General features: G+C 62.4%; 27 protein-coding genes and 1 other RNA gene. 17 read left to right on the top strand and 11 right to left on the bottom strand.

The genetic code is table 11. The annotated features are described in order from the left end of the window. Nucleotides 1–50: 50 nt before the first annotated feature. Complete coding sequence (locus HEP69_RS16820) at nucleotides 51–368, bottom strand: DUF1476 domain-containing protein (protein WP_290559685.1); 318 nt, start codon at nucleotides 366–368, stop codon at nucleotides 51–53. A gap of 158 nt (nucleotides 369–526) precedes the next feature. Between HEP69_RS16820 and purC the strand changes: the two genes are divergently transcribed. The 6 genes from purC (at nucleotide 527) to HEP69_RS16790 (ending at nucleotide 8,800) form a co-directional block, all read left to right on the top strand. Then, on the top strand, nucleotides 527–1,288 hold the full coding sequence (gene purC, locus HEP69_RS16815) for a phosphoribosylaminoimidazolesuccinocarboxamide synthase (protein ID WP_290559684.1): 762 nt from the start codon (nucleotides 527–529) through the stop codon (nucleotides 1,286–1,288). Nucleotides 1,289–1,349: 61 nt separating this feature from the next. After that, nucleotides 1,350–1,589: a phosphoribosylformylglycinamidine synthase subunit PurS gene (gene purS, locus HEP69_RS16810; RefSeq protein ID WP_290559683.1), complete on the top strand. Its 240-nt coding sequence runs from the start codon at nucleotides 1,350–1,352 to the stop codon at nucleotides 1,587–1,589. After that, nucleotides 1,586–2,254 (top strand): phosphoribosylformylglycinamidine synthase subunit PurQ, encoded by a 669-nt coding sequence (gene purQ, locus HEP69_RS16805; RefSeq protein WP_290559682.1) that lies wholly within the window; start codon nucleotides 1,586–1,588, stop codon nucleotides 2,252–2,254. Before purS ends, purQ begins: the two co-directional genes overlap by 4 nt. 57 nt (nucleotides 2,255–2,311) lie before the next feature. Further along, nucleotides 2,312–4,102 carry an ATP-binding protein gene (locus HEP69_RS16800; protein ID WP_290559681.1) on the top strand — a complete coding sequence of 597 codons (1,791 nt, stop codon included), beginning with the start codon at nucleotides 2,312–2,314 and terminating at the stop codon, nucleotides 4,100–4,102. 26 nt (nucleotides 4,103–4,128) lie between these two features. Then, entirely contained in the window at nucleotides 4,129–5,463 is a 1,335-nt protein-coding gene (locus tag HEP69_RS16795) for a sigma-54 dependent transcriptional regulator (RefSeq protein ID WP_290559680.1), read from the top strand. 520 nt (nucleotides 5,464–5,983) lie between these two features. Further along, complete coding sequence (locus tag HEP69_RS16790; protein WP_290559679.1) at nucleotides 5,984–8,800, top strand: ribonuclease E/G; 2,817 nt, start codon at nucleotides 5,984–5,986, stop codon at nucleotides 8,798–8,800. Between the two features lie 67 nt (nucleotides 8,801–8,867). Here the strand turns inward: HEP69_RS16790 and HEP69_RS16785 are convergent, their stop codons facing one another. After that, nucleotides 8,868–9,101 (bottom strand): sulfurtransferase TusA family protein, encoded by a 234-nt coding sequence (locus tag HEP69_RS16785; protein WP_290559678.1) that lies wholly within the window; start codon nucleotides 9,099–9,101, stop codon nucleotides 8,868–8,870. Nucleotides 9,102–9,274: 173 nt separating this feature from the next. Here HEP69_RS16785 and HEP69_RS16780 point away from each other — a divergent pair, with 173 nt between their 5' ends. From HEP69_RS16780 to HEP69_RS16765, 4 genes are all read left to right on the top strand, one after another. Further along, entirely contained in the window at nucleotides 9,275–10,027 is a 753-nt protein-coding gene (locus HEP69_RS16780) for a cytochrome c biogenesis protein CcdA (RefSeq protein WP_290559677.1), read from the top strand. 76 nt (nucleotides 10,028–10,103) lie between these two features. Next, the gene (locus HEP69_RS16775) at nucleotides 10,104–11,360 is read left to right on the top strand and encodes a hypothetical protein (RefSeq protein ID WP_290559676.1); all 1,257 of its coding nucleotides are present in this window, start codon (nucleotides 10,104–10,106) and stop codon (nucleotides 11,358–11,360) included. Beyond that, nucleotides 11,357–12,721, top strand: coding sequence for a cytochrome P450 (locus HEP69_RS16770; protein WP_290559675.1), 1,365 nt, complete (start codon nucleotides 11,357–11,359; stop codon nucleotides 12,719–12,721). The genes HEP69_RS16775 and HEP69_RS16770 overlap by 4 nt, the downstream gene beginning before the upstream one ends. Before the next feature lie 77 nt (nucleotides 12,722–12,798). Beyond that, nucleotides 12,799–13,695 (top strand): fructose bisphosphate aldolase, encoded by an 897-nt coding sequence (locus HEP69_RS16765; RefSeq protein WP_290559674.1) that lies wholly within the window; start codon nucleotides 12,799–12,801, stop codon nucleotides 13,693–13,695. A gap of 119 nt (nucleotides 13,696–13,814) precedes the next feature. Here the strand turns inward: HEP69_RS16765 and HEP69_RS16760 are convergent, their stop codons facing one another. Genes HEP69_RS16760 through fumC form a run of 4 tightly spaced genes read right to left on the bottom strand, consistent with a single transcriptional unit; the run spans nucleotide 13,815 to nucleotide 15,849 of the window. Next, nucleotides 13,815–14,045, bottom strand: coding sequence for an N-(5'-phosphoribosyl)anthranilate isomerase (locus HEP69_RS16760; protein WP_290559673.1), 231 nt, complete (start codon nucleotides 14,043–14,045; stop codon nucleotides 13,815–13,817). A 24-nt stretch (nucleotides 14,046–14,069) separates the two neighbouring features. Then, the gene (locus HEP69_RS16755; RefSeq protein ID WP_290559672.1) at nucleotides 14,070–14,288 is read right to left on the bottom strand and encodes a ribbon-helix-helix domain-containing protein; all 219 of its coding nucleotides are present in this window, start codon (nucleotides 14,286–14,288) and stop codon (nucleotides 14,070–14,072) included. Continuing rightward, the gene (locus tag HEP69_RS16750; RefSeq protein WP_290559671.1) at nucleotides 14,285–14,458 is read right to left on the bottom strand and encodes a DUF4169 family protein; all 174 of its coding nucleotides are present in this window, start codon (nucleotides 14,456–14,458) and stop codon (nucleotides 14,285–14,287) included. The genes HEP69_RS16755 and HEP69_RS16750 overlap by 4 nt, the downstream gene beginning before the upstream one ends. Next, on the bottom strand, nucleotides 14,458–15,849 hold the full coding sequence (gene fumC, locus HEP69_RS16745) for a class II fumarate hydratase (protein ID WP_290559670.1): 1,392 nt from the start codon (nucleotides 15,847–15,849) through the stop codon (nucleotides 14,458–14,460). The genes HEP69_RS16750 and fumC overlap by 1 nt, the downstream gene beginning before the upstream one ends. Nucleotides 15,850–16,045: 196 nt before the next feature. Here fumC and HEP69_RS16740 point away from each other — a divergent pair, with 196 nt between their 5' ends. Beyond that, the gene (locus HEP69_RS16740; protein WP_290559669.1) at nucleotides 16,046–16,609 is read left to right on the top strand and encodes a hypothetical protein; all 564 of its coding nucleotides are present in this window, start codon (nucleotides 16,046–16,048) and stop codon (nucleotides 16,607–16,609) included. Here the strand turns inward: HEP69_RS16740 and HEP69_RS16735 are convergent, their stop codons facing one another. From HEP69_RS16735 to HEP69_RS16720, 4 genes are all read right to left on the bottom strand, one after another. Beyond that, nucleotides 16,610–17,086: a ClpXP protease specificity-enhancing factor SspB gene (locus HEP69_RS16735; protein WP_290559668.1), complete on the bottom strand. Its 477-nt coding sequence runs from the start codon at nucleotides 17,084–17,086 to the stop codon at nucleotides 16,610–16,612. A 95-nt stretch (nucleotides 17,087–17,181) separates the two neighbouring features. Beyond that, nucleotides 17,182–18,420, bottom strand: coding sequence for a chromate efflux transporter (chrA, locus tag HEP69_RS16730; RefSeq protein WP_290559667.1), 1,239 nt, complete (start codon nucleotides 18,418–18,420; stop codon nucleotides 17,182–17,184). Between the two features lie 255 nt (nucleotides 18,421–18,675). Then, nucleotides 18,676–19,023, bottom strand: a transfer-messenger RNA (tmRNA) gene (gene ssrA / locus HEP69_RS16725). A gap of 5 nt (nucleotides 19,024–19,028) precedes the next feature. Continuing rightward, nucleotides 19,029–19,379, bottom strand: coding sequence for a DUF4345 family protein (locus tag HEP69_RS16720; protein ID WP_290559666.1), 351 nt, complete (start codon nucleotides 19,377–19,379; stop codon nucleotides 19,029–19,031). 229 nt (nucleotides 19,380–19,608) lie between these two features. On the opposite strand from HEP69_RS16720, the gene HEP69_RS16715 reads away from it, so the two are divergent. Continuing rightward, the gene (locus HEP69_RS16715; protein WP_290559665.1) at nucleotides 19,609–20,208 is read left to right on the top strand and encodes a M23 family metallopeptidase; all 600 of its coding nucleotides are present in this window, start codon (nucleotides 19,609–19,611) and stop codon (nucleotides 20,206–20,208) included. A gap of 9 nt (nucleotides 20,209–20,217) precedes the next feature. Here the strand turns inward: HEP69_RS16715 and HEP69_RS16710 are convergent, their stop codons facing one another. Then, nucleotides 20,218–20,964: an FCD domain-containing protein gene (locus HEP69_RS16710; protein WP_290559664.1), complete on the bottom strand. Its 747-nt coding sequence runs from the start codon at nucleotides 20,962–20,964 to the stop codon at nucleotides 20,218–20,220. A 55-nt stretch (nucleotides 20,965–21,019) separates the two neighbouring features. Between HEP69_RS16710 and HEP69_RS16705 the strand changes: the two genes are divergently transcribed. The 5 genes from HEP69_RS16705 to acuI are packed head-to-tail and all read left to right on the top strand — an operon-like array spanning nucleotide 21,020 to nucleotide 25,179. Further along, the gene (locus HEP69_RS16705; protein WP_290559702.1) at nucleotides 21,020–21,814 is read left to right on the top strand and encodes a DUF2182 domain-containing protein; all 795 of its coding nucleotides are present in this window, start codon (nucleotides 21,020–21,022) and stop codon (nucleotides 21,812–21,814) included. 1 nt (nucleotide 21,815) lies between these two features. Beyond that, nucleotides 21,816–22,523 carry a DUF1326 domain-containing protein gene (locus tag HEP69_RS16700; RefSeq protein ID WP_290559663.1) on the top strand — a complete coding sequence of 236 codons (708 nt, stop codon included), beginning with the start codon at nucleotides 21,816–21,818 and terminating at the stop codon, nucleotides 22,521–22,523. Next, complete coding sequence (locus tag HEP69_RS16695) at nucleotides 22,520–23,035, top strand: DinB family protein (RefSeq protein WP_290559662.1); 516 nt, start codon at nucleotides 22,520–22,522, stop codon at nucleotides 23,033–23,035. The genes HEP69_RS16700 and HEP69_RS16695 overlap by 4 nt, the downstream gene beginning before the upstream one ends. Continuing rightward, nucleotides 23,026–24,129 (top strand): dimethylsulfoniopropionate demethylase, encoded by a 1,104-nt coding sequence (locus tag HEP69_RS16690; protein ID WP_290559661.1) that lies wholly within the window; start codon nucleotides 23,026–23,028, stop codon nucleotides 24,127–24,129. Before HEP69_RS16695 ends, HEP69_RS16690 begins: the two co-directional genes overlap by 10 nt. A 60-nt stretch (nucleotides 24,130–24,189) precedes the next feature. Continuing rightward, nucleotides 24,190–25,179, top strand: coding sequence for an acryloyl-CoA reductase (gene acuI / locus HEP69_RS16685; protein WP_290559660.1), 990 nt, complete (start codon nucleotides 24,190–24,192; stop codon nucleotides 25,177–25,179). The last annotated feature ends 270 nt before the right edge of the window (nucleotides 25,180–25,449 follow it).

Here is a 25,449-nt window from a genome sequence, read left to right as displayed (position 1 = left end):
GCGCAAGATCGGGCGCTGGCATTTGACCTTTGACAGAAAGGACGGTCGGCTCAGTCTGTTTCGGACATCAGCTGTGCCTTGGCCTCGACCATCAGCTCGGCCATCTTGGCGCGGATTGTCGCCTCGTCGGCCTTATCGCCCAAATCGCCCGAGACCTTGCGATAGACGTCCTCGTGACCGGCCTCCTCGAAATCGGATTTGACGACTTCCTTGGCATAGTCCGCCGCCTCGTCGCCGGATTTGCCCAGCAATTCCGCCGCCCAGAGGCCCAGCAGCTTGTTGCGGCGGGCATCGGCCTTGAACTGCATCTCGGCATCATGGGCGAACTTGTTCTCGAATGCGTTTTCGCGGTCGTCGAATGTGGTCATATCAGCATCATCCCTTGATCGGTGCCGGTTGGTTTACCTTGATGTGCCATTGTGCCCGCGCCAGTTCAAGGGCTCTGCGACGCTTGCGACCTCAAGGCCCTTGGCGTAAGACGGCGCCAAAGCGGCGTGACTCTCACACCGCATGGGAAAGGACGCCTATGGCCCGGCGCAAGAAAATCTACGAAGGCAAGGCGAAGATCCTCTATGAAGGCCCTGAACCGGGGACGATTGTACAGTATTTCAAGGATGATGCCACGGCCTTTAACGCCGAAAAGAAGGACGTGATCGAGGGCAAGGGCGTACTCAACAACCGCCTGAGCGAGTTTTTCATGGCCGGCCTGACCGCCATCGGCGTCCCGAACCATTTCCTCAAGCGGTTGAACATGCGCGAGCAATTGGTGCGCAGTTGCGAGATTGTCCCGCTGGAAGTGATCGTGCGCAATTATGCGGCCGGGTCGATGTCGAAACGGCTGGGCATCGAAGAGGGCACGCAGTTGCCGCGCCCCATCATCGAATACTGTCTCAAGGATGACGCCCTGGGCGATCCATTGGTCAGCGAAGAGCATATCGCCGCCTTTGGCTGGGCCAGCCAGCAGGATATGGACGATATTCTCAGCCTGGCTTTGAGGGTCAACGATTACATGTCCGGTGTCATGTATGCCGTCGGCATCCGGCTCGTCGACTTCAAGATCGAGGTGGGCCGTGTCTATGACGGTGATTTCCAGCGCCTGATCGTGGCCGATGAGATCAGCCCCGACAGCTGCCGTTTGTGGGATATCGAGACCGGCCGCAAGCTGGACAAGGATGTCTTTCGGCGCGATCTCGGCTCGCTCACGGATGCCTATACGGAAGTGGCGCAGCGCTTGGGCGTGATGCCCAAGGGGGCCACGGGCATGATGAAGCCGACATTGATCAATTGATCCGCCAGGGGGCCGGATCTGGGTATGTGGGACCACAACAAAAGCAAGGACAGGTCGTAAGATGAAGGCACGGGTTCATGTGATGCTGAAACAGGGGGTTCTGGACCCGCAGGGAGAGGCCGTGCGCCACGCTTTGGGGGCCATGGGCTTTGCCGGGGTTAAGGGCGTGCGCCAGGGCAAGGTGATCGAGCTCGATCTGGTTGAGGGCACGGGCGAGGATCAGGTGCGCGATATGTGCGAAAAGCTTTTGGCAAACACGGTGATCGAATCCTATACCATCGAAATGGAGCAGATGGGATGAAGGCCGCAGTTGTCGTCTTTCCCGGATCCAATTGCGATCGCGATCTGGCGGTGGCCTTTCGCGCGGCGGGCTTCGATGTGCAGATGGTCTGGCACAAGGATGCCGATCTGCCTGCCGGTGTGGATATCGTGGGGATCCCTGGAGGCTTCTCTTACGGCGATTATCTGCGCTGCGGCGCGATTGCCGCGCAATCCACGATCTGCGGCGCGATCAAGATCCATGCCGAGCGCGGTGGCTATATCTTGGGTGTGTGCAACGGGTTCCAGGTGCTGACCGAAACCGGGTTGCTGCCCGGCGCGCTTTTACGCAATGCAGGCCTGAAATACATCTGCAGGACGGTTGGGCTTCGGGTGGAGACCTCGGCCTCGATCTTTACCGAAGGCTACAACGCCGGTGACGTGATCGGTATTCCGATCGCGCATCATGACGGCAATTACTTTGCCGATGAGGAGACCATTGCCCGGCTCAAGGGCGAGGATCGCGTGGCGTTCCGGTATGCCGAGAATCCAAACGGGTCGCGGGACGATATCGCGGGCATCCTGTCGCCGAACCGTCGGGTGCTGGGAATGATGCCGCATCCCGAACGCGCGGCCGATCCGGGCCATGGCGGCACCGATGGTGTCGCTTTGTTCCGGGCGATGGCAGGCGCGTTGACCGAAGCGTGAAGAGGGTCGCCTCAGCCCGTGCTTGGCGCGCGCCCGAGCGAGGTGTAGCCTGCCCGCATGAGTGAGAGCAGCCAGAATTCCAGACCCAGCTCTTCGGCAACGGCGCTGGTGCGCGCGCGCCCTGACAGGTCGGTGTGGTATCTGCGCGGCGCGTTCCTGTTAATCCTGACCGTGGCGACAACGACCGTTTATGTCACCAACTCGTGGCTCACGACCCGGTTCACCGCAAGCACCCAGAACCGCGCCGAACTGCGGCTGGCCCTCTATTCAGGCAACCTGATCTCGGAATTGCGCCGCAATGCGATCGTGCCGCAGCTTTTGGCGCGCGACCCCACTTTGATAGGGGCGCTGAACTCCAGCGATTTCAGCGGCTCGACCCAGCGGCTCATTTCATTCGTCGAAGAGATCGGGGCGGCCTCGCTGATGCTGCTGGATCGCGAGGGGCGCACCGTGGCGGCCACGGATCGCAACCGGCTGGGCCAGCAACACCGTGCCGAGCCCTTCTTTATTGATGCGCTGCGCTCGAACGCCACTGTCTTTTCGGTGATCCGGAGGGAGGAGGGCACGTATGCCTTTATCTATTCGCGCCGCATCGAAAGCGTGTCGGCGGTGACCGGGGTGATCGTGGTCGAGGTCGATCTGGCCAAGTTCGAAAGGGCCTGGGCCGGCATCTCGGACGCGGTCCTGGTCAGCGACAGCACCGGCACCATCATCCTGGCCACCGAGCCGCGCTGGCGCGGGCTGAACGAACGCCAGGCCCTGGCCCGCGAGACACCGCATAACGCCATTGCCCGCGCGATCCGGGCGACGGCCGATTGGACGGCGGTGCCCGTGGATGCCTATCTGCAAGGCGAGGCGGTGATGCGGTCCGAGGCACGCATTCCGTTTCAGGGATGGCGGATGGTGTCCTACACCACCTATGCGAGCGTGCGCGAGCGGGTGAACGGCGTGCTGGCCCTCGAGATTATGGGATTTGCGATTCTTCTGGCGCTCGTTTTCTATTTTCTGAGCAGAAAGAGCGCGTTGCGCGTGGCGCTGTTTCAGCGGGAATCAGCGGAGCTTCGCGCACTCAATGCGAGGCTACAGCGGGAAATTGCCGAACGCGAGCGGGTGGAAAAGACCCTCGAAGTGGCCGAGCAAACGCTGGCTCAAAGCTCCAAGCTCGCCGCCCTGGGAGAGATGTCGGCGGCCGTCAGTCACGAGTTGAACCAGCCGCTGGCGGCGATGAAAACCTATCTGGCCGGGGCGCGTCTGCTGTTGCGGCGCAACCGGCCGGATGAGGCCCTGGCGAGCTTTGGGCGAATCGACGGGCTGATCGAGCGGATGGGGGCGATCACGCGCCAGCTCAAATCCTATGCCCGCAAGGGTGGTGATCAGTTCAGCCCGGTAAATATGGGCGATGCGCTGGCCTCGGCGCTGTCGATGATGGAACCGCAATTGCGCCAGCGTCAGGTGCGCATCGCGCGGGTTTTGCCGGATGCGCCGGTTCTGGTGATGGGCGACCGGGTGCGCATCGAACAGGTGATGATCAACCTCTTGCGCAACGCGCTTGATGCCACCAAATCGGTAAAGGACCCGGAGATCGAAATCATACTGGCCGCAGGCAACACCGCCACGCTGACGGTGCGCGACAACGGACCGGGGATCGAGGATTTGGATGCGCTCTTTGAGCCCTTTTATACAACCAAGCAGCCCGGCGACGGGGTGGGTCTGGGGCTTGCCATCTCATCCGGGATCGTGAACGACCATGGTGGCAGGCTGACGGCCCGAAACGGTCAGCAGGGCGGCGCGGTGTTCGAGATGCGCCTGCCGGTTGTAACGAAGGACGAAAGACAAGCCGCCGAATAACGGCGCCAGAAACCGAGGATCCCGCGATGGCGCAGGCCATGAAGATAGCGATTGTGGATGACGAACAGGATATGCGGCAGTCGATCAGCCAGTGGCTGGCGCTGTCGGGATACGACACCGAGACGTTCCCCTGCGCCGAGGACGCCTTGCGCGTGCTGGGCCCGGAATACCCCGGCATTGTGATCTCGGATATCAAGATGCCGGGCATGGATGGTATCCAGTTCCTCAAGAAGCTGATGGGCACCGACAGCGCGCTGCCGGTGATCATGATCACCGGCCATGGCGATGTGCCCATGGCGGTCGAGGCGATGCGCGTGGGCGCCTATGATTTCCTGGAGAAACCGTTCAACCCCGACCGGATGAGCGAACTGGCCAAACGCGCAACCATCGCGCGGCGGCTGACCATGGACAATCGCGCGCTGCGCCGGGAACTGTCGGACGGCTCGCAACTGATGAAAAAGCTGATCGGCTCGTCCCCGGTGATGGAGCGGTTGCGCGAGGATATCCTCGATCTGGGCCAGGCAGACGGTCATGTTCTGATCGATGGCGAGACCGGCACCGGCAAGACGCTGGTGGCCCATGCGCTGCATGCGGTTGGCAGCCGGGCGGGCAAGAAATTCGTTCTGATCTCGTGTTCTGCCTATGAGGAAGAGGCGCTGGCCAAACGGCTATTTGGGCCGGTGAACCCCGAGGATACGCAGCTGCCCGCCGTGGAGGAGGCGCGGGGCGGTACGCTGGTTCTGGAGGATGTGGAGGCCCTGTCGGAGACCTTGCAGGCCCGGCTTTTGAGCATGATCAACGAGCAGGGCACCCCGGCCGAGACCCGGATCGTGGCGATCTGCAATATGCAGGAACAGGACCGGACCTGCGAGGATGCACTCAGGCCGGATCTCTTTTACCGTCTGGCCGCATTGCGCATCACCGTGCCGCCGTTGCGCCAGCGCGGCGAAGATATCCTGACGCTCTTTACCCGGCTCAGCGATCAGTTCGCCGAGGAGTACGGGTGTGACGCACCTCAGGTGAGCGCGCAGGAGGCCGCACAGCTCTTGCAGGCGCCGTGGCCCGGCAATGTTCGTCAGCTGATCAATATCGCAGAACGGGCGGTGTTGCAGTCGCGCCGCGGCTCGGGAACGATCGCCTCGCTCTTGATGTCGGATCATGAAGAGATGCAGCCGGTGATGACCACCGAAGGCAAGCCGCTGAAGGAATATGTCGAGGCGTTTGAGCGGATGCTGATCGACAACACCATGCGGCGGCACAAAGGGTCGATTGCGTCGGTGATGGACGAATTATGCCTGCCGCGCCGGACCTTGAACGAAAAGATGGCCAAATACGGCCTGCAACGGGCCGATTACCTCTGAGCCGGAGCCAGAAACTGACACAGTTTCTGGCCAATTTCCGACCCGGAAATTGGGGCGCTTGAAACGGCGCCCCGCGCGGCAACCGCGTCGGTTTTTGGGGCTGTCTTCCGGGACAGAAAATAGGGTCGCGCACTTTGGCCATTGTCATCGGAGGCCCCATCGCCTTATGGTGCGGGAACGGACGCGGCCTTAGGTCTGCGCCGTATCCTCGAGTTTCGCTGCCTGAGTGTGGACCGCGGCATCGCCCAGCCCAGCAGGCAGACCGATTGAGCCCCCATTGCGGGGCTGACAGCAACGCCTTTGACCGATTGCGGCAAGGGAGATAATTGGCAGGCTAGGCCGAGACGCTCGCCTGTCGGAGAAGAACCGCGATGACGCGCGTGCGAGCATTGAGCATCCAGGCAAGAGGGCCGATTGCCCGTTGCCTCCGCGCGTCCAAAATCGCCCGGACAAGACACCACCCATATCGCCTCGGACCCCCTGGATCCGGGGCGCTCCTTGGGTTGTGCATCAAGGACTTATGCCAAAGAAAATGCTTATCGATGCCACCCACGCGGAGGAAACCCGCGTCGTGGTGGTCGATGGAAACAAGGTCGAGGAGTTCGACTTTGAATCCGAAAACAAACGCCAGCTTGCAGGCAATATCTATCTCGCCAAGGTAACGCGGGTCGAACCGTCGCTTCAGGCGGCCTTTGTGGATTACGGTGGGAACCGGCACGGGTTCCTGGCGTTTTCCGAGATCCATCCCGACTACTATCAGATACCGGTCGCCGACCGCGAAGCGCTGATGGAAGAAGAGCGCGTCTATGCCGAAGCGCAGCGCGCGCGCGACGAAGAGGATGAGGCCAAGCCCAAGCGTGCCCGCCGCACCCGTTCCCGCGGTAAATCACGGGCCGAGACGGTCAAGACCGACGATGCGGTCGAGACGGTCGAAGTCTCTGCCGGGATCGAGGGGATGGAAACCATCGACCTCGATGAGGTCGGGGATGCCGATGTGCTGGGGGTGCCGGAAGGCTCCTCTCCGATGGAGACCGTCGCCGAAACGCCCGTTGAAGAGCCCGCTGAGGAACAGGCGGAAATCGAGGCCGATGCACGACCCGACGATACACCCGACGACGCCGAAACGTCCAAGCATTCGGACGATGGCGAGGAGGATAATGACGGCGCGGATGCCACCGCCAAGGATGACAGCATCGAATCGGTGGCCGACGATGACGACATCGAAGACATCCGTCCCGTGCGCAAACCCCGCCCGCGCCGCTACAAGATCCAAGAAGTGATCAAGGTGCGCCAGATCCTTCTGGTGCAGGTCGTCAAGGAAGAGCGCGGCAATAAGGGGGCTGCGCTGACCACATACCTCTCGCTCGCGGGCCGCTATTGCGTGCTGATGCCCAACACCGCCCGCGGTGGCGGGATCAGCCGCAAGATCACCAACGCTGCCGACCGCAAGAAGCTCAAGGAGATCGCAAACGAGATCGACGTGCCCAAGGGGGCCGGCCTGATCGTCCGCACAGCCGGGGCCAAACGCACCCGGGCCGAGATCAAGCGCGACTATGAATATCTGCAGAGGCTTTGGGAGCAGATCCGCGAACTGACCCTGAAATCGATCGCACCTGCCAAGATCTATGAGGAAGGGGACCTGATCAAACGCTCGATCCGCGACCTCTATAACCGCGAGATCGACGAGGTTCTGGTCGAGGGCGAGCGTGGCTACCGCATCGCCAAGGACTTCATGAAGATGATCATGCCGTCCCATGCCAAGAACGTGAGACACTACCAGGATGGTTTGCCGCTTTTTGCGCGTTTCCAGGTCGAGAGCTATCTGTCGGGGATGTTCAACCCCACGGTGCAGCTGAAATCGGGTGGCTATATCGTGATCGGCGTGACCGAGGCGCTTGTGGCCATCGACGTCAACTCGGGCCGCGCGACCAAGGAAGGCTCTATCGAAGAGACCGCGCTCAAGACCAACCTGGAGGCCGCCGACGAAGTGGCCCGCCAGCTGCGTCTGCGGGATCTGGCCGGGCTGATCGTGATCGACTTTATCGACATGGACGAGCGCAAGAACAACAGCGCCGTTGAAAAGCGGATGAAGGACAAGCTGAAAACCGACCGCGCGCGTATTCAGGTGGGCCGCATTTCGGGATTTGGCCTGATGGAGATGTCGCGCCAGCGTCTGCGCCCCGGCATGCTGGAGGCCACAACACAGCCGTGCCCATCCTGTCACGGCACCGGCCTCATCCGCTCGGATGACAGCATGGCCTTGCAGATCCTGCGCCAGATCGAGGAGGAGGGCACGCGCCGCCGCTCTCGCGAGGTGTTGATCAAATGCCCTGTGGATATCGCCAATTTCCTGATGAACCAGAAACGCGAACATATTGCCCAGATCGAGGGGCGCTATGGTCTGGCGGTTCGGGTCGAAGGCGATATGCATCTGGTCAGCCCTGATTTCTCGATGGAGAAGTTCAAGACCGCGACCCGCGCGATCCCCGCTGTCACAGCGCCGGTGGTGTCGGTCGACAGCTCTTTGATGGAAGAGGTCGATGCCGAGGATGACGTGGTGGTCGAGGCAGAGGGTCCCGACCGTCCCGAGAGCGAGGATATCGACGACAAGCCCAAGCGGCGCCGCAGACGTCGCAGACGGGGCCGGGGCCGCAAGGAGAATGGATCGGACGAGAACGGTGCCGATGAGAACGGCTCGGACGAGGCCGTGTCGGATGAGGTCGTCCCGGCGGACGCAGCGGAGGCAAGCGCTGACGCGGAACCGCCCGAGCAGACCGAGCCGGATACACCGGAGGTCGTTGCCGAACAGGGGCCGCCCAAGCGCACGCGGAAACGTGGGGGCCGGGGCCGGAAAGCGTCCAAGCCGGGTGAGGATGCGGTGACCGAAGACGCGGTGACTGAACACGCGGTGACCGAGGATGCGGTGGCTGGGCCCGAGGCAGAGACTGAGGTGGAAACGGCACCTCAATCGGACATCGCCGAGGATGAGGGGAACAAGCCTAAAAAGCCGCGCAAGCGCGCCCCTCGGAAAACCAAGGCTCAGAAAGATGCCGAAGCCGCCGCGCTGCAAGCCCAGGCCACGACTGAGGATGCAGCGGACGCTCCGGCGGAACCAGCAGCACCTGAGCCGACGCCGACGCCTGAGCCGGTTGCCGCATCAGAGCCCCCGGTCGAGCCTGATCCGGTGGCCGAGGCGGAGCCCGCACCAAAGCCCGTTACGGTGGCCGTGGCCGAACGGGCGGCAGAGCCCGCGCCGGAACCGGAACCGGTTGCCGAGGCTGAACCGGTCGCCGAGGCGCCGCCAAAGCCCAAGCGGCGCGGGTGGTGGTCGCTCTGACTTGAGAAAGGACGGGTCGCTTCGGCGGCCCGTTTTGCTATGCGCGGCAGGCTTGGACGCTGCGCGCCTATCCTGCCTTGCGGATCATATAGACCTGGACCGATCCTTCATCGGTCTGATCCAACAGGTCGTGCCCGGCCTCGACACAGAAATGGGGAATGTCGATGATCGCTGCCGGATCATCGGCAAGCACACGCAGAACGCCTCCGGTCTCCATCGCTTTGAGACGCTTGCGCGCTTTGAGAACGGGCAGGGGGCACAAAAGCCCGGTGGCATCCAAGGTGTCGGCAATCTGGGTCATGCCAGCGGCATATCGCACTTCAGGCGCAACGGGAATCGGTTTTCGTGCCCCGGACCGGTACCCGACGATTGGCGCGGTGCTGAGGGCATATGCCGCGGCGATGCGCCCCGATCCACAGGTTTGTGACCACGCGGGCAGGTGACGAGCCACGGCGAATCCCATAAGTCATGCACATGTTCGGATTCGACATCATCGACGCCTCTTTGCTGCCTGCCATGCTGATCGCGCTCACGGCGGGGATCATCAGCTTTCTCAGCCCCTGCGTGCTGCCCATCGTGCCGCCCTATCTGGCTTACATGAGCGGCGTGTCGATCAACGAGATGGAGGGGCAGGCCGCCGCGCGGCGCAAAGCCACAATATCGGCGCTGTTTTTTGTGCTGGGGCTGTCGACCGTCTTTTTGTTCCTGGGCTTCACGGCTTCTGCATTCGGGGCGTTTTTCCTGCAAAACCAAGCGCTTTTCGCCCAGATTTCAGGTGTCGTGGTAATCGTGTTTGGCCTGCATTTTCTGGGTGTGTTCCGCATTCCGATCCTGGATCAGGAAGCCCGGCTTGAAGCGGGTGACAATGGCGGATCCTCGTTTGGCGCCTATATTCTGGGGCTGGCCTTTGCCTTTGGCTGGACCCCGTGCATCGGGCCGCAACTGGGGGCGATCCTGTCGATCGCGGCGTCCGAGGCATCGGTGGCGCGCGGGACCGTGTTGCTGGGTATTTACGCGGCGGGTCTGGGGATCCCGTTCCTGCTCGCGGCGATGTTCCTGAGCCGGGCGATGGGCGTGATGAACCGCATCAAGCCCTATATGGGTGCCATCGAAAAGGCGATGGGCGTGCTCTTGCTGCTGGTCGGCGTGGCGCTCTTGACCGGTGCCTTCACGCGGTTTTCCTGGTGGCTTTTAGAGACTTTTCCGGCGATGGCCTATATCGGCTGAGCCATTGAGCCTTACCCTTTGACAAAAAAGAGGCTACTCTCGCTGCAACAAAAAATGCAGACGGGCAGTCTGGGGTATGGCAACGCAAACGTCCAAACAGGTGCGGCGGCGCCGGGTTTTCTACATTCCCGGTTACGATCCCATTCACCCGCGCAGGTACCGTGAGCTTTATCGCAAGGAAGGCCGCGCGCAGGCCGACATCTCGGGCTATGAGATCGGGCTGAAACCCAAGACCGGCAAGGGCAATTACGGCTGGCATGTCACCGCTCAGATGCAGGGGCAGGCCACCCAAGCCGATATCGACGTGCTGGTCTGGTCCGATATCGTGCGCGACAGCATGTCCAATTCGATCCCGGCCACCTATGGCCAGCTGCTGCGCACCGCCTGGACCTATGCTGCGTCGGGCGCGCTCTGGCGATTGATGCGGATGCGCAAAGGTCCGGTGATTGCGGCGCTCTATCCGGTGGGGATGTTGCTGACACAGCTTGTCCTGGCCCTTCTTGCGGGTTGGCTGGTCGCACGCGGGATCGGGGCCGCGGGAGGGGTCTTGGCCAAGGCGGTGGCCCCCTGGATCGGGCCGCTGGTGGTTATGGCCCAGATCGGGGGCGGGCTGGCGCTGGCCGTTTTTGCGCTGCGTTGGTTCAAGGCCCGTGACGGCAAGCTTTATGCATATTACCTGATGCATGATTTTGCCTATTCCGCGCGATGGAACGGAGCCAACGCGCCCGAATTGGAGGCGCGCATGGCCCGGTTCGGAGATGAGATCGCCGAGGCGCTGAACTCGGATGTGGACGAGGTGCTGGTCGTCGGCCATTCCTCGGGCGCGCATCTGTCGGTGTCTATTCTGGCCGACCTGATCCGTGCGGGCCGGGTGCCCGCCGATGGCCCCGCGCTGGGGTTCTTGTCATTGGGACAGGTCGTTCCCATGGTGTCCTTCCTGCCTGACGCGTATCGGTTGCGGGCCGATTTGCAGTTCCTCAGTGCCCGCGATGAACTGGCCTGGGTCGATGTCACGGCCCCGGGCGATGGTTGCGCCTTTGCATTATGCGATCCGGTGGCCGTCTCGGGCGTGGCACCGCAGGACAAACGCTGGCCGCTGGTGATCTCGGCGGCCTTTACCCAGACCTTGTCTGAGGCGCGCTGGAAAGAGCTGCGCTGGCGCTTTTTCCGACTGCATTTTCAGTATCTCTGCGCATTCGACCGGGTTGGCGATTATGATTACTTTCGCATCACGGCCGGGCCGGTGACCTTGGCCGAGCGATTTAGCGGGCGGGCACCCTCGAAGTCCCGCATCGCCAAACCGGTGTCCAAATACACCTCTGTCGCGGCATGACTGTGCAGCCGCCCAAACCGCCGTCTCGCCCGGACCGGGTGTCGTTGTGGCGCTATGCGCAGCTGTTTCGTGCCGATATCCTGTCGGCCCAGCCCGCGCGGCTCTATCGGGCGTGGATGGCGGAATTCAGGACGCCGTTCTTTCGCTCATATCTGCTGAACCAACCCGATCTGGTGCAGACCGTTCTCAAGGACAGGCCCGGCGATTTTCCCAAATCGAACCGGATCGGCGAGGGGTTGCGCCCTTTGCTGGGCAACAGTGTCTTTCTGACCAATGGCGCCACCTGGCAGCGCCAGCGGCGCATTATTGACCCAGCCTTCGAGGGGGGCAAGCTGCGGCACTCGTTTCCTGCGATGTGGGACGCGGGGGAGGCCAGCGTCGCGCGCCTTGCCGCCCATGACGAGGGCACACCGCTGGAGATCGAGGCGGAGACAAGCCATGCCGCGGCCGATGTGATCTTTCGCACATTGTTCTCGATCCCCATCGAGCATGAGATCGCAGGCGCGGTCTTTGCGCGGTTCCGCGAGTATCAACGCAGTCAGCCGATCCTGAACCTGGCCGCATTTCTGCCTCTGCCCGATTGGATGCCGCGCCCGCACCGGCGCAAGACGCGGGACGCCGCGCGGGAGATCCGCACGCTGATCACCCGGCTGACTGCCGATCGGATGGCCGCGATCAAGGAGGGTTGCGCGCCCGACGATCTGGCCACCCGGATCATGACCACGCCCGATCCGCAGACCGGCGACACCTTTGAGACCGAAGAGATGGTCGATCAGGTCGCCATATTCTTTCTGGCGGGCCATGAAACCAGCGCGTCGGCGCTGGCCTGGGCCTTGTATCTGATGGCGCTTTACCCTCAGTGGCAGGAGAGGCTGGCCGAGGAGGCGCATGCGCTTGACGGGGCGCCGCGCGATTTTTCGGTGATGTCGCGCCTGCGTCTGTCGCGGGACATCTTCCGCGAGACGCTGCGGCTTTATCCGCCGGTTCCGATGATGGTGCGCGAGACCACAGGCTCCGAGGCGTTCCGCGATCGCACCATCGCCAAGGGGTCGCAGCTGGTGCTCAGCCCCTGGCACCTGCACCGTCACACCCGGCTTTGGGACAACCCCGACGGGTTCGATCCCGAGCGCTGGCAGACCGAGAACGGCAAAAAATGTATGCGCGAGGCCTATATGCCGTTCTCGGGCGGGCCGCGTGTCTGTCCGGGGGCGGGGTTCGCCATGGCCGAGGGGCCGCTGTTGTTGTCGATGATCCTGCGCGCGTTCCGGATCAGCCCGGTGACTGGGCGGGAGCCTGTGCCGGTGGCGCATCTGACCGTGCGCTCACAAAATGGCATCTGGCTGCGACTGAACCCGCGATAAGGTGCGATCCCTCTACCATTTGAGTGGCGTTTGATTTATGCCGTCGCAAAATTCAACACCGGACCAGAGGGGCCATTATGCCAACCGATTTTGCCGCACAGATGACGGACCGTATTGCCACAGGTGCAGGGTTTATTGCCGCCCTCGATCAAAGCGGAGGATCCACGCCCAAGGCGCTGAGCCTTTATGGGGTGGACCCAACGGAGTATTCCGGTGAGGCCGAGATGTTCGCCGAGGTGCAGGCGATGCGGGCCCGCATCATGCAGGCCCCGGATTTCACAAGCGAGAAGGTGATTGGCGCGATCCTTTTCGAACGCACGATGGGCGAGAGCGTTGCGGGCAAACCGGTGCCTGCGTTTCTTTGGCAGGAGCGCGGCGTGGTGCCCTTCCTCAAGGTCGACAAGGGGCTGGCCGATCAGGCTCAGGGCGTCCAGCTGATGAAAGAGATCCCGGATCTGGACGATGTTCTGGATAAAGCCAAGGCAGCGGGTGTTTTCGGGACCAAGATGCGCTCGGTCGTGCATGAGGCGGATGCCGCCGGGATAGAGGCCGTGGTGGCGCAACAATTCGAGATCGGCAACCGCATCCGGGCCGCGGGTCTGGTGCCGATTATCGAACCTGAGGTGAACATTCATTCCGAGAGTAAAGCCGAAGCCGAGGCGCTGCTGCGGGATGCGCTGGCCCGGCATATTGCGGCACTGGAGGGGGAGGCGCCGATCATGCTCAAGCTGACCATCCCGTCCCAGGCAGGGCTTTATGCGGGGCTGGCCTCTGAGCCCAAGGTGCTGCGGGTTGTGGCCCTGTCGGGCGGGTATTCAACGGATGTGGCCTGCGAAAAGCTGGCACAGAATGCGGGCATGATCGCCAGTTTCTCGCGCGCGCTGACCGAAGGGCTGTCCAAGCAGATGAGCGACGCGGCGTTTCATAAGGCCTTGGGGGAGAACATCGACAAGATCTACAGGGCATCCATCTGAAAGATGCCAGAAACTGACGCAGTTTCCGCCCAATTTCTGACGCAGAAATTGGGCGGATCGTTTTGCGGTGCGCCCAGAAACTGCGTCAGTTTCTGATCAGATTTTGCGTCAAAATCTGGCTATCGAAGAACGCGCACGGGATCTTGGTTGCAAAAGACCACGATCTTCCCGGCATTCTCGACTGCGTGATATCCGCGTCTGTGAAGTTCCGCTTCGAACCGAGCGCGCCCAACATAGCGTTCCATATCCGCCAGCCGCCGCCGCACGACGCCGCCCTCACAGGCCGCTTTGGACGAAAAGAGGTGCAAGAGCCAGCCTTCGGCGCTGAGATATCTGTCGGGCCGTCCCATGCGCACGATCTTCCCCCAATCCGGTTAACGATCCCTGAACCACTCAAGAACAAAGACCCGAATGGCTGATGCCAATCCCATCTCCATCCCGCGCTTCGCGTCGATCTCGGCGGCGAGTTTGTTGATCGGCTTGCCTTGCGCGTCGGCAATCTCCCTAAAGGCGCGCCAAAACGGCTCCTCCAGCGAGACAGAGGTGCGATGCCCGCGGAGCGTGAGAGAGCGCTTGACGGGCCGACCGCTCATGTCTGTTTCTTGCCGTCGAGATCGCGTTTGGCCTTGTCTGTGCTGGCCTGCACCAAGGTTTTTTCGGCCTTGCTGCGCCCGAATTTCACCGCGTTTTCATCGGCCCGGGCCTTTTTTTCGGCCCGCGCCTTTTGCTTGCGAAACCGGTTCAGACTGACCGGTTGCGCCATCACTTCGGCCCGATCATCTGTTCGGGGCGGACGACGCGATCAAAGGTCTCTTCGTCCACAAAGCCCAGCCTGATCGCCTCTTCTTTCAGCGTCGTGCCGTTCTTGTGGGCGGTCTTTGCCACGGCGGTTGCGTTGTCATACCCGATTTCAGGCGCTAGAGCCGTGACCAGCATCAGCGATTCGCGCATCAGCTTGTCGATCCGGGTCTCATCCGCTTTCAGCCCATCCACCAGATTGTCGGTGAATGCCGACGACGCATCGCCCAGAAGCTGCATCGATTGCAGCACATTATAGGCCATCATCGGTTTATAGACATTCAGTTCGAAATGGCCCTGCGATCCGGCAAAGCCCACAGCGGCGTCATTGCCCATGACCTGTGCGCAAACCTGGGTGAGTGCCTCGCATTGCGTGGGGTTGACCTTGCCCGGCATGATCGACGAGCCGGGCTCGTTCTCCGGCAGGATCAGTTCCCCCAGCCCGCAGCGCGGTCCAGAGCCCAGGAACCGGATGTCGTTGGCGATCTTGAAGAGCGATGCCGACACCGTCTTGAGCGCGCCCGAGATCTCGACCATCGCGTCATGGGCGGCCAGAGCCTCGAACTTGTTGGGCGCGGTGACAAAGGGCAGATCGGTGATCTCAGCCATATGCGCGGCCACGGCCTCGGCCCAGCCGTGGCGGGTATTCAAGCCTGTGCCGACGGCGGTGCCGCCCTGCGCCAGCTCATAGATCCGCCCCAGCGCCGATGTCACCCGTGCGATACTCATCGCCACCTGATGGGCATAGCCCGAGAATTCCTGGCTCAGGGTCAGCGGAGTTGCGTCCTGGGTATGGGTACGGCCGATCTTGATGATCCCGCCAAAGGCCTCCACCTTGGCTTCAAGCGCGCGATGAAGCTTCTCCAGCCCCGGCAGCAGCACGTCGCGGGCGGTCATCGCGGTGGCGATATGCATCGCTGTCGGAAAGGTGTCGTTGGAGGACTGGCCCATATTGCAGTGATCGTTGGGATGCACCGGATCCTTGGTCCCCAGCGTGCCGCCCAGAATCTCGATCGCCCGGTTGGCAATGACCTCATTGGCGTTCATGTTCGACTGGGTGCCCGATCCCGTTTGCCAGACCACAAGCGGGAAATTGTCATCGAGCTTGCCTGCCACAACCTCGCCGGCCGCCGCGATGATCGCATCGGCCAGCCGCGCATCCAGGGTGCCTTGGGCCTTGTTCTGCATCGCGCAGGCCTGTTTGATCACCCCCAGCGCGCGCACGATGGCCGTGGGCTGGCGTTCCCAGCCGATCGGGAAGTTGAGGATCGAGCGCTGGGTCTGGGCGCCCCAGTATTTGTCCGAAGGGACCTCCAGCGGGCCAAAGCTGTCTGTTTCGGTGCGTGTCTGAGGCATGGACCCCTCCATCGTTGCGGGATTGCACGCCCGTGTACCGGCCCGGGCAGGTCCGCGCAACTGGCCAGTTGCGCCAAAGTGTAGCAGTATTCCGTCCTCCGAGCGGGCTCTTATCGGCTTTCGCGCGCTCGTGATCAGATCTGGGGTTTGCCCTTGCACGATAATGCCCGATATATGTTCTCAAAGGGAGAGCGCCATGACCAGACAGCAGATGACAGTCTTTACCCTCCGGCGTTTCGCGGCGATGCTGGCCTTATGGGGGCTGACAACCGGGGCGGTTCTGGCCGGGTCGGTCGATGTCTCGCGTTTTGTCGGGACCTATGAGGGATCGGCCGAAGTTCAAACCTCTACGGGCCAGACCGCTCAGCGCGATCTGAGCGTGAAGATTTCCGAAACCGACCGCGGTTTTGTCGCGGCATGGAGCACGACCACCTATCGCAGCGATGGCGCCAGCAAGGAGAAATCCTATGAGATCGAGTTCGTGCCCAGCGACCGGTCGGGGATCTTTGCCGCTGCAATGACGCGCAATGTCTTTGGGCACGCGGTTCAGCACGACCCGATGAAAGGTGAACCCTATGTCTGGTCGCGCATTTCCGGAGATACGCTGACTGTCTTTTCGCTGTTTGTGAACGAAGAGGGCGGCTACGAGCTTCAGCAATTCGACCGCACATTGACCGATGGCGGGCTGATGCTGGAGTTTCACGCCCTTCGCAACGGTCAGAAAGAACGTCAGATCACTTCGTTCCTGAAACGGCAGTGATCACTTTCTGAACCGATCCAGCGAGACGATTTCGGCATCCTCGTGATGCGGCTCGTCGCCCTTGTCGGTGGCGGGCCTTTCACCATTGCCGGGGTCGGGATCGTCGTCGCCGTCCTCCTCGCTTTCGTCGGTCTCAAACCTCAGGCCGAACTCCACCGATGGGTCCACAAAGGTCTTGATTGCATCATAGGGGATATAGAGCGGTTCAGGCTGATCCCCGAAATTGAGCGTGACCGAAAACCCCTCATCGCCGATATCGAGGTTTTCATACCAGTGCTGCATGACGACCGTCATCTCTTTGGGATAGCGTTCGCGCAGCCATTCGGCGATGGCCACGTCCTCATGCATGGTGTCGAAGGTGATGAAGAAATGATGCGCCCCGGGCAGCCCATGTTCTGCAACATCGGTCAGGACGGTCTTGATCAGACCGCGCATCGCCCGGTGCATCAGATTGCCATAGTCAATTTCACGGGTCATGTGCCGGTCATTCCTGTTTGATTTTCACCATAAGGCTTTTGAGATGAAACAAAAGAGGAGGGATGAGATGTCGCACCCCCGGGTCGCGTGCGCCTCTAAAGGCCGACCAGAGCCAGGACACCCCCGGCCAAGGCACTGAATGCCAGCATCGCGGCAAGCGGCAGGCGTGCGACAAAGAACGCCAGCGCGGCGACCGTAAACAGGATCAGCGCGGCGCCATTCACGCTGCCGAGTTCGGGCAAGGTGAGAGCGGGCAGGATGTCGGGTGCGGGCCGCATGCGACCGAAAAAGACATTGAGCGCGAACCAGACCGAGAGGTTCAGGATCACGCCCACCACAGCGGCGGTGATGCCCGACAGCGCGCCGGTGAGCCGTGGCGCCCCAGACAGCCGCTCTACATGGGGTGCGGCCACGAAGATCCACAAAAAGCAGGGCATGAACGTGGCCCAGAGGCCGATACCGGCAGCCATCAATGCCATCGCAAACCCGCCTTGGGAATGGGCCGTCAGCATGGCCACGAACTGCGTCACCAGGATGAGCGGACCCGGCGTCGTTTCGGCCAGACCCAGCGCGTCGATCATCTGCGCGGGCGTGATCCATCCGAAATCGCCTATCACTGTCTGCGCCATATAGGCCAGCAGCGCATAGGCGCCGCCAAAGCTGATCGTGGCGAGCCAGGCAAAGAACCAGCCGATCTGCGCCAAGAGCCCGGCGCCCGAAAGCGACAGCAGCGCCAGCGGGGCCAGCCACAGGGTGCCCCAGATCGCGGCGGTACGCGCGGTGTGGCCCCAGTCGGGGCGCGCTGCGGGCAAGGCCGCCTCAGGCGTGGCTTTGGCCTGCACCGCCCCCCAGAGCGCGGCCAGCGCAAGGATCAGCGGAAAGGGCAGGCCAATTGCAAAGATCGCGGCAAAGGAAAAACCGGCGACCAGCCAATCGGCCCAGCCGGTCAGCGCGCGCTTGGCCAAACCGCGCAGCGCCGCCAGAACGATCACGATCACGGCGGCCTTGATGCCCAGGAACGCCGCCTGCACCAAGGGCACGGACCCCCAGGTGACATAGATCGCGAGCAGGGCCGCAATGACCACCGCCCCCGGCAGCACGAAAAGCCCGCCGGCCAAAAGGCCACCGCCCACACCGCGCAGCCGCCAGCCAGCATAGGTGGCAAGCTGCATCGCCTCCGGCCCGGGCAGTAACATGCAGAGCGAAAGTGCGCGCAGATAGGATTGCTCGGTCAGCCACGGGCGCTGCTCGACCAGTTCGCGATGCATCAGGGCGATTTGTGCGGCAGGGCCGCCGAAGGAAAGCACCCCGATCCGCCCGAAAACGCGCAGCATCTCGCCCCAGCCGGGGAGCTCTGACCTGGAGGGCCGTTGAGAGGGATCGCTCACACGGGCGCTCGGTGCTGTGCCGCGCGCGGGGGCAACGGTGCGGAGAAGGGGCGCATCGGACTCTCAGCCGTTGGGGGGCGGGCGCAGGGGGTGAGCGACTGGCATCTTGGCATTTGACCCGCGCTTAGAGACAGAATGCAACAGATATGTGACGCTGCGCGCAGGCGCCGACCAAACACGCGGCATTGCGATGTCGGAAGAAGTGCAGGCTTCTGTTGCCAGGTGCCTGCGAACCCCGCCTTACGCGGCTAGGCGCAAGGGCTTAAGTTTCGGTCTTGCTACTGCTTACGCAGCAACTGCAACCGGAGCACGATTGTCATTTGCAATTGTACTTGTCGGACCGATAACGGTGGTACCCCGCCGAGACAAAGCTAACCCCTTTAGACGTTCGTCGATCCTGTTTCGGCCCCATGATCCTCAAATGAAGGATATATGGTGGAGCCGCCGGGTACCGCCCCCGGGTCCGATCCGCTTATGACGAGCGCGTTTATGTCCATAGTCCCGAAGGACATCCGATATATAGGCTGATCGACGCGCGGTTTCAATCACCGCTGTCAGAGGTGGAACCACAAGAGCGGACCGGCCAAGGCCAGTTCGATGCCGCCAAAGAGGAGGACCTTGCGCACCGGCGGCTTGTCCAGGATCAGCGACAGGGCACGGCCTGTGGCTGCGCCGAGAAAGGCAAAGCCGATCATCGCATAGGCCATCGGGTCATCCAGCCAGAGCGCTGCGATCCCAGCCATGACGAAAAGGCCACCGACCGAGGCGCGCATTTCACTCAGCCCCATGGTCGAGGCCGTCGGTTCCAGATCCAGAGCCGACGCGGTATAGCGCGGGGCCAGGAAGCCAAAAAGGCCGAATGCGATCGTCAGGAGCGTTGCGAGGGTGGTGATCCAATCTGCCATGCCACATGAGCTAACACGCTGCACGGTTCCAGCAAGCCAGAAAATGACGCATTTTCTGGGACGTTTTCTGACGCAGAAAACGGGGCTCGGTGGCATCGGGTTCGCGCCGACCGGATTTGCGTCAAATCCGGACCGGTTTCTGCGTCAGAAACCGCGCCCGGTTTCCAAACCGTCCACGTTGGGATAGGGTCGCTCCGCTATTGCCATTTGGGGGCGCCGGATGTTCTGGATGCGTATCGTTGCGCTGTGTGCCTTGAGCTTGACCGCGGCCTGCGGCGGGGTCGCTCTTTATGGTCAGGCTGACCGCTATGCCCGGTTTGTCGATTACGCCATCGACGTGGAGATGCCGCCCAACGCGCTCTTTATCTCGCAACAGTTCCGCAAAGGCAGTGAAACCGGGACCGATGCGCATCCGGGTATGGATGTCTGGGGGCCGCTGCGGACACCGGTTCTGGCGGCCGCCGATGGCGCCGTCATCGCGTCCTATTACGAGCCGGTCTATGGCAACCGGGTGGTCATCGACCATGGCCGGGCGTCTGACGGGCTATATCGAGAGACGGTCTACATGCATCTCAAGGAGCGTCTGATCGAAGAGGGCGCGCGCGTGCAACGCGGTCAGCCGATTGGCCTGATGGGGGCCACCGGGGCCATGGGCATGATGGTGCATTTGCATTTCGAGGTGCATGAGGGGCCGGCACCGCAACATGCCAAACCCCGCGATCCGAACCTCTATTGGCTCAATGGTGTGGGTAAGGTCACTTGTTTTGTTCCGGGATCCAAGGTGCCGACAGATCCGTTCAGGCTCACCTACCCGGTGCAGTGCCGTTGAGCGACGGGCTTAGGGCGCGTCCACATTGCTCCGCGCAGCACGGGCGGCAAAGACGCTTTGTGCCAATCCGCGGGTTTCCGCCTCCAGATCGCTCAATGCCGCGCAGGCGGCATTGCTGTTCTGCGCCTCCACCGCATTGGCGATCCGTGTATGCAATGCCACGATCGCGGCACGGTCGCGCGCGGTAAAGGTGATCATGTTCATCAGGGGTTGCATCGCCTCCACAGCGCCCGCCAGTTGATAGGAGAGCACCGGGTTTCCCGCTCCGTCCACCAGCGCGCGGTGAAAATCCACATCCGACGCGCAGAAGGCCTCATCGGTCAGCCCCGGCTGCGACTGGCGATGGATTTCGGCCCGCATCGTGGCCAGATGATCCGGGCTGCGCCGCTGCGCCGAAAGCGGCGCACAGGCCCGCTCCAGCGCATACCGTGCCTCGCAGGCGGTATCGAAACTTACCGCGTTCATCGACAACAGCAGCGTCGAGGTGGTGATCTGCTGGGAATAGGCGTCCTCAAAGCTCAGACGATTGACAAATGCACCCCCCGTCGCGCCGCGCTGGGTGCGGATCAGTGACTGCGCTGCCAGCCGTTTGAGCGCCTCGCGCACCGTGGGGCGGGAGACGTTGAAGTGATCGGCAAGTTCGGCCTCCGAGGGCAGCCGCTCATCCACGATCAACTGACCGCCGACGATGGATTCGCGAATCGCGGCAGCGATCTGGGCCGACAGATCGGCTGGGCTTGAGGGGTCAATTTTCATTTGTCAGACATTTAAAAGTCTGACATTTAAATTGCAAGACCTGAGTCGGGAGGACATCGTGGGCATCGGATCGCTGCGCAGCGTGTTGTGGCTGAGTTTTTTCGGCGCGATCCTCGTCGCCTGGTGGTGGCTTTATGCGATGGCCATGACCATGGATCTCGACCTGATCGGGCGCCCGGGGCCGATGGGCCAGGCCATGGCGGCAATGGATCCGCGCATGGACATGTATATGCCCATGGCCGAGTTCTGGCCGCTCTTTTGGATGTGGGCCATCATGATGGCGGCGATGATGCTGCCCACGATGGTGCCCACGCTGCGCGCCTATGAGGATCTGATGGTCAGCGCCACGGGCACCCGCGCGGGTTGGCTGGGCCTGTTGGCGGGCTATTCGATTGCCTGGGGCGCCTTTGCGGCGCTGATCACGGGCGTGCAGCTGACGCTGCTGTTCTCGGGCGTGGTGGATATGCTGGGCATCGCGAGATCGCCTTATGTGGCGGGCGGGCTCCTGCTGGCTGTGGGCGCGTTTCAGTTCACCCGCGCCAAGCAGGTCTGCCACGGCGTGTGCCACAGCCCGATGACCTATTTCCTGGGCAATTGGCGCACGGGTGCTGCGGGCGGGCTGCGCATGGGCCTGGGTCTTGGGGCATTCTGCGTCGGCTGCTGCTGGGGCTTTATGGCGCTGGGCTTTGTCGGCGGGGTGATGAGCCTTCTGTGGATGGGCCTGGCCACGCTTTTCATGGTGGTGGAGAAGCTGCCGCAAATCGGACATTACGTCGTCAAACCAATGGGGATTGCGCTGATCATAGGCGGCCTTGCCGTGATTGCCGTCCCCACCGTCATGGGAGGATAACATGGCTCCAAAGAAACGCCCCGACGCGGACCGTTTGCCGGTCAGTCAGCGCATCGACAGCCGGATGGAAAACCCCAAGCGGCGTCAGATGACGCCCACCGATTGGGCGATCAAGGGGGAGCTGTTCCTGAATTGCTCGTGCACCGTGTTCTGTCCCTGCGTGGTCAGCCTGGGCGCCTATCCTCCGACAGAGGGGCATTGTTATGCCTGGATGGCGATTGCCATCGACGAGGGGCATTACGAGGGCGAAGACCTCAGCGGTCTCAATGTCGGCCTGATGGTCGAGATCCCGGGCCGCATGGCGGAAGGCGGCTGGAAAGTGGCCGCCTATGTCGACGACCGATCGAGCGGCAAGGCCTATAACGGGCTTTTGCAGATCTTTTCGGGGGCCGCGGGCGGCACGACCGGTCTTTTCACGCTGCTGGTCAGCGATATCGTGGGGGCCGAGCGTGAAAAGGTCGACATCGTGCGCGACGGCAAGAAGCGCGGGCTTTACATCGGGCGCAAGATCCAGGGCGAGATCGAGATGCTGGATGGGGCCGATGACGATCATCCGGTGATGATCACCAATTCGAAATACTGGATGGGCCCGGACATCATCGCCGCGCGTGGCGTGAAGTCGAAAGTGCGCGATTATGGCCGGATCTGGGATTTCGGCGGCAAATCCGCCGAGATCTGCCCCATCGACTGGAAAGGTGCCAAGGGATGATCGACCGCGCGTATTGCGTGATGATGGCACGGTACAATGCGTGGCAGAACCACTCGATCTATCACGCCGCCGCCGGTCTGGACGAGGCTGCGCGTGAGCTGGACCGCGGCGCCTTCTGGGGCAGTATCCGCAAGACGCTGGCACATCTGGCATGGGCGGATCAGATCTGGATCGCGCGGTTCGATGGCGGCAATGGCCCCGATCTGGGCGGGATGGAGGCAATGGAGCAATATGGCTGGTCCGATCTGTGGACGCTGCGCCCGCAACTGGACGCGCGCATCGCGGCCTGGGCGCAGTTTGCCCAGGAGGACGAACTGACCGGCGATCTGACCTGGCATTCGGGGTTTCTGGGACAGGATCTGACACGACCCAAAGCTTTGTGCGTTGTGCAGCTGTTTAACCACCAGACCCATCATCGCGGCCAGGTTCATGCGATGCTGACGGCCGCAGGCGCGCGTCCCGAGGACACGGATTTGCCTTTCATACCGGAGGAGATTGCGGAATGGCGCTGATCTCCCCGTCCCGCAGATTGCGGCGCACTCCGTTTTCCGACGGGGTCGAGGCGGCGGGCGTCAAGGCCTATACGATCTATAACCGCATGCTCTTGCCCACGATGTTCGAAAGCGTAGAGGCCGATTATCGCCATCTCAAGGACCATGTGCAGGTCTGGGACGTGGCGGTCGAGCGTCAGGTGGAGCTGCGCGGGCCCGATGCGGGGCGCCTGATGCAGATGCTGACGCCGCGCGATCTGCGCCGGATGCTGCCGGGGCAATGCTATTATGTGCCCATCGTGGACGAGACGGGCGGCATGCTGAACGATCCGGTGGCGGTGAAGCTGGCCGAGGACCGGTGGTGGATCTCGATTGCCGACAGCGATCTTCTGCTGTGGGTCAAGGGGATCGCCAATGGATACCGGCTGGATGTGCTGGTGGATGAGCCCGATATCTCGCCCCTGGCGGTGCAGGGGCCCAAGGCCGACGATCTGATGGCGCGGGTGTTTGGCGACCGGGTGCGCGACATTCGGTTTTTCCGCTTTGACATGTTTCAGTTCGAAGGGCGGGATCTGGCGATTGCACGCTCGGGCTATTCCAAGCAGGGCGGGTTCGAGATCTATGTCGATGGCACCGAGCTGGGCATGCCGCTTTGGGAGAGGCTCTTTGCGACCGGAGAGGATCTGAATGTGCGCGCCGGTTGCCCCAATGCGATTGAGCGGATTGAAGGTGGGTTGCTGAGCTATGGCAATGACATGACCGATGACAACACGCCCCATGAATGCGGACTGGGGCGGTTTTGCGACACCCAGACGGCAATCGGCTGCATCGGGCGCGATGCGCTGTTGCGAGTGGCCAAGGAAGGCCCCGTGCAGCAGATCCGGCCCATCGAGATCGCAGGCGCGCCCACGCCGAGCATCGACCGCGCCTGGCCGCTGATGGCCGGGAAAACGCGCGTGGGGCAGGTCACATCGGCGGCCTGGTCGCCGGATTTCAACACCAATGTGGCCATTGGCATGGTGCGGATGACCCATTGGGACCCTGGCACGGTGCTGGAGGTGATCGCACCCGATGGGGCGCGGCGGGCCACGGTGTGCGAGGCATTCTGGCTTTAGCGCGTGAGGCGGGCGGCGGATTGCCGTATTTGGAAAGAGAAGAATCACAGGGAGAGTGAGATGAAGGCACTGGTGGTGCGCAAGGACGACGACAGCGGCAGGACCTCGGCCGCGGTCGAGGAGTTGACCGAGGCCGACCTGCCCAACGCGGAGGTGACGGTCGCGGTCGAATATTCGACGGTGAACTACAAGGATGGGCTTTGTATCGGCCCCGGCGGCGGGCTGGTGCGCAGCTATCCCCATGTGCCGGGGATCGATTTTGCGGGCACGGTCGAGACCTCGTCGGATGACCGCTATAGCCCCGGCGATAAGGTCGTTCTGACCGGCTGGCGCGTCGGCGAGGCGCATTGGGGGGGATACGCCCAAAAGGCGCGGGTGAAGGCCGATTGGCTGGTGCCGCTGCCCTCGGGCCTGGACACCCGTCAGGCGATGGCGGTGGGCACGGCGGGCTTTACCGCGATGCTGTCGGTCATGGCGCTGGAGGATCACGGGCTTGTGCCGGGACATGGGCCTGTGCTGGTGACGGGGGCCGCGGGGGGGGTCGGCTCGGTCGCGACCGCGATCCTGGCCCATCTGGGTCATGAGGTGGCAGGTGTCACGGGACGGCCGGAAACGGCCGATTACCTGACAGCGCTGGGCGCCACGCAGATCGTGGCGCGTGACGAGATCAACCAGACCACCAAGCGCCCGCTTGAGGGGGAAACCTGGGCGGGCTGTGTCGATGCGGTGGGCGGCGCGATGCTGGCCCGCGTGCTGGGGCAGATGAAATACGGCGCCAGCGTTGCCGCCGTGGGCCTTGCCGGGGGGGCTGCTCTGCCTGCGACGGTCATTCCGTTTCTGTTGCGCGGGGTGAACCTTCTGGGCATCGACAGTGTGATGCAGCCTTATGACAACCGTCTGCGCGCCTGGGAACGGATCGCCAAGGATCTGCCGATGGACAAGCTTGAATCCATGGTTCAGCCCGCCACGCTGGCCGATCTGCCTCAGCTTGGCGCGGATATCCTCAAAGGTCAGGTCAAGGGCCGTGTCGTGGTCGATGTGAACGCCTGAGCCCTTGTCCAACCCATGAAAAACGGCGCCTCGCGGGGCGCCGTTTTTTTTTTGTGAGTCTAGGGTCTGTTGAGATTCAGGATTCCCTAACAGCTTAAGTTCTGATTCAAGCTCCCAAAAGGGAGGTCTGAATGGACACGAGCAGGTTTGTCATCCGGGATCATCAATGGGCGAAGATGGAGCCGCATTGCCTTGGGCGGAAGGGGCATCCGGGGGCCCGGGGAGCGGAGCCCCGGTTTTTTTTGGAGCGGGGTTTTGGGTTTGGGGCGC

The sequence above is a fragment of the Aestuariivita sp. genome (assembly GCF_021404545.1).
In the GTDB taxonomy this organism is placed as follows: Bacteria; Pseudomonadota; Alphaproteobacteria; order Rhodobacterales; family Rhodobacteraceae; genus Aestuariivita.
Note: the sequence above shows the minus strand (reverse complement) of the source record. Positions and strands in the feature narration are given on the sequence as shown.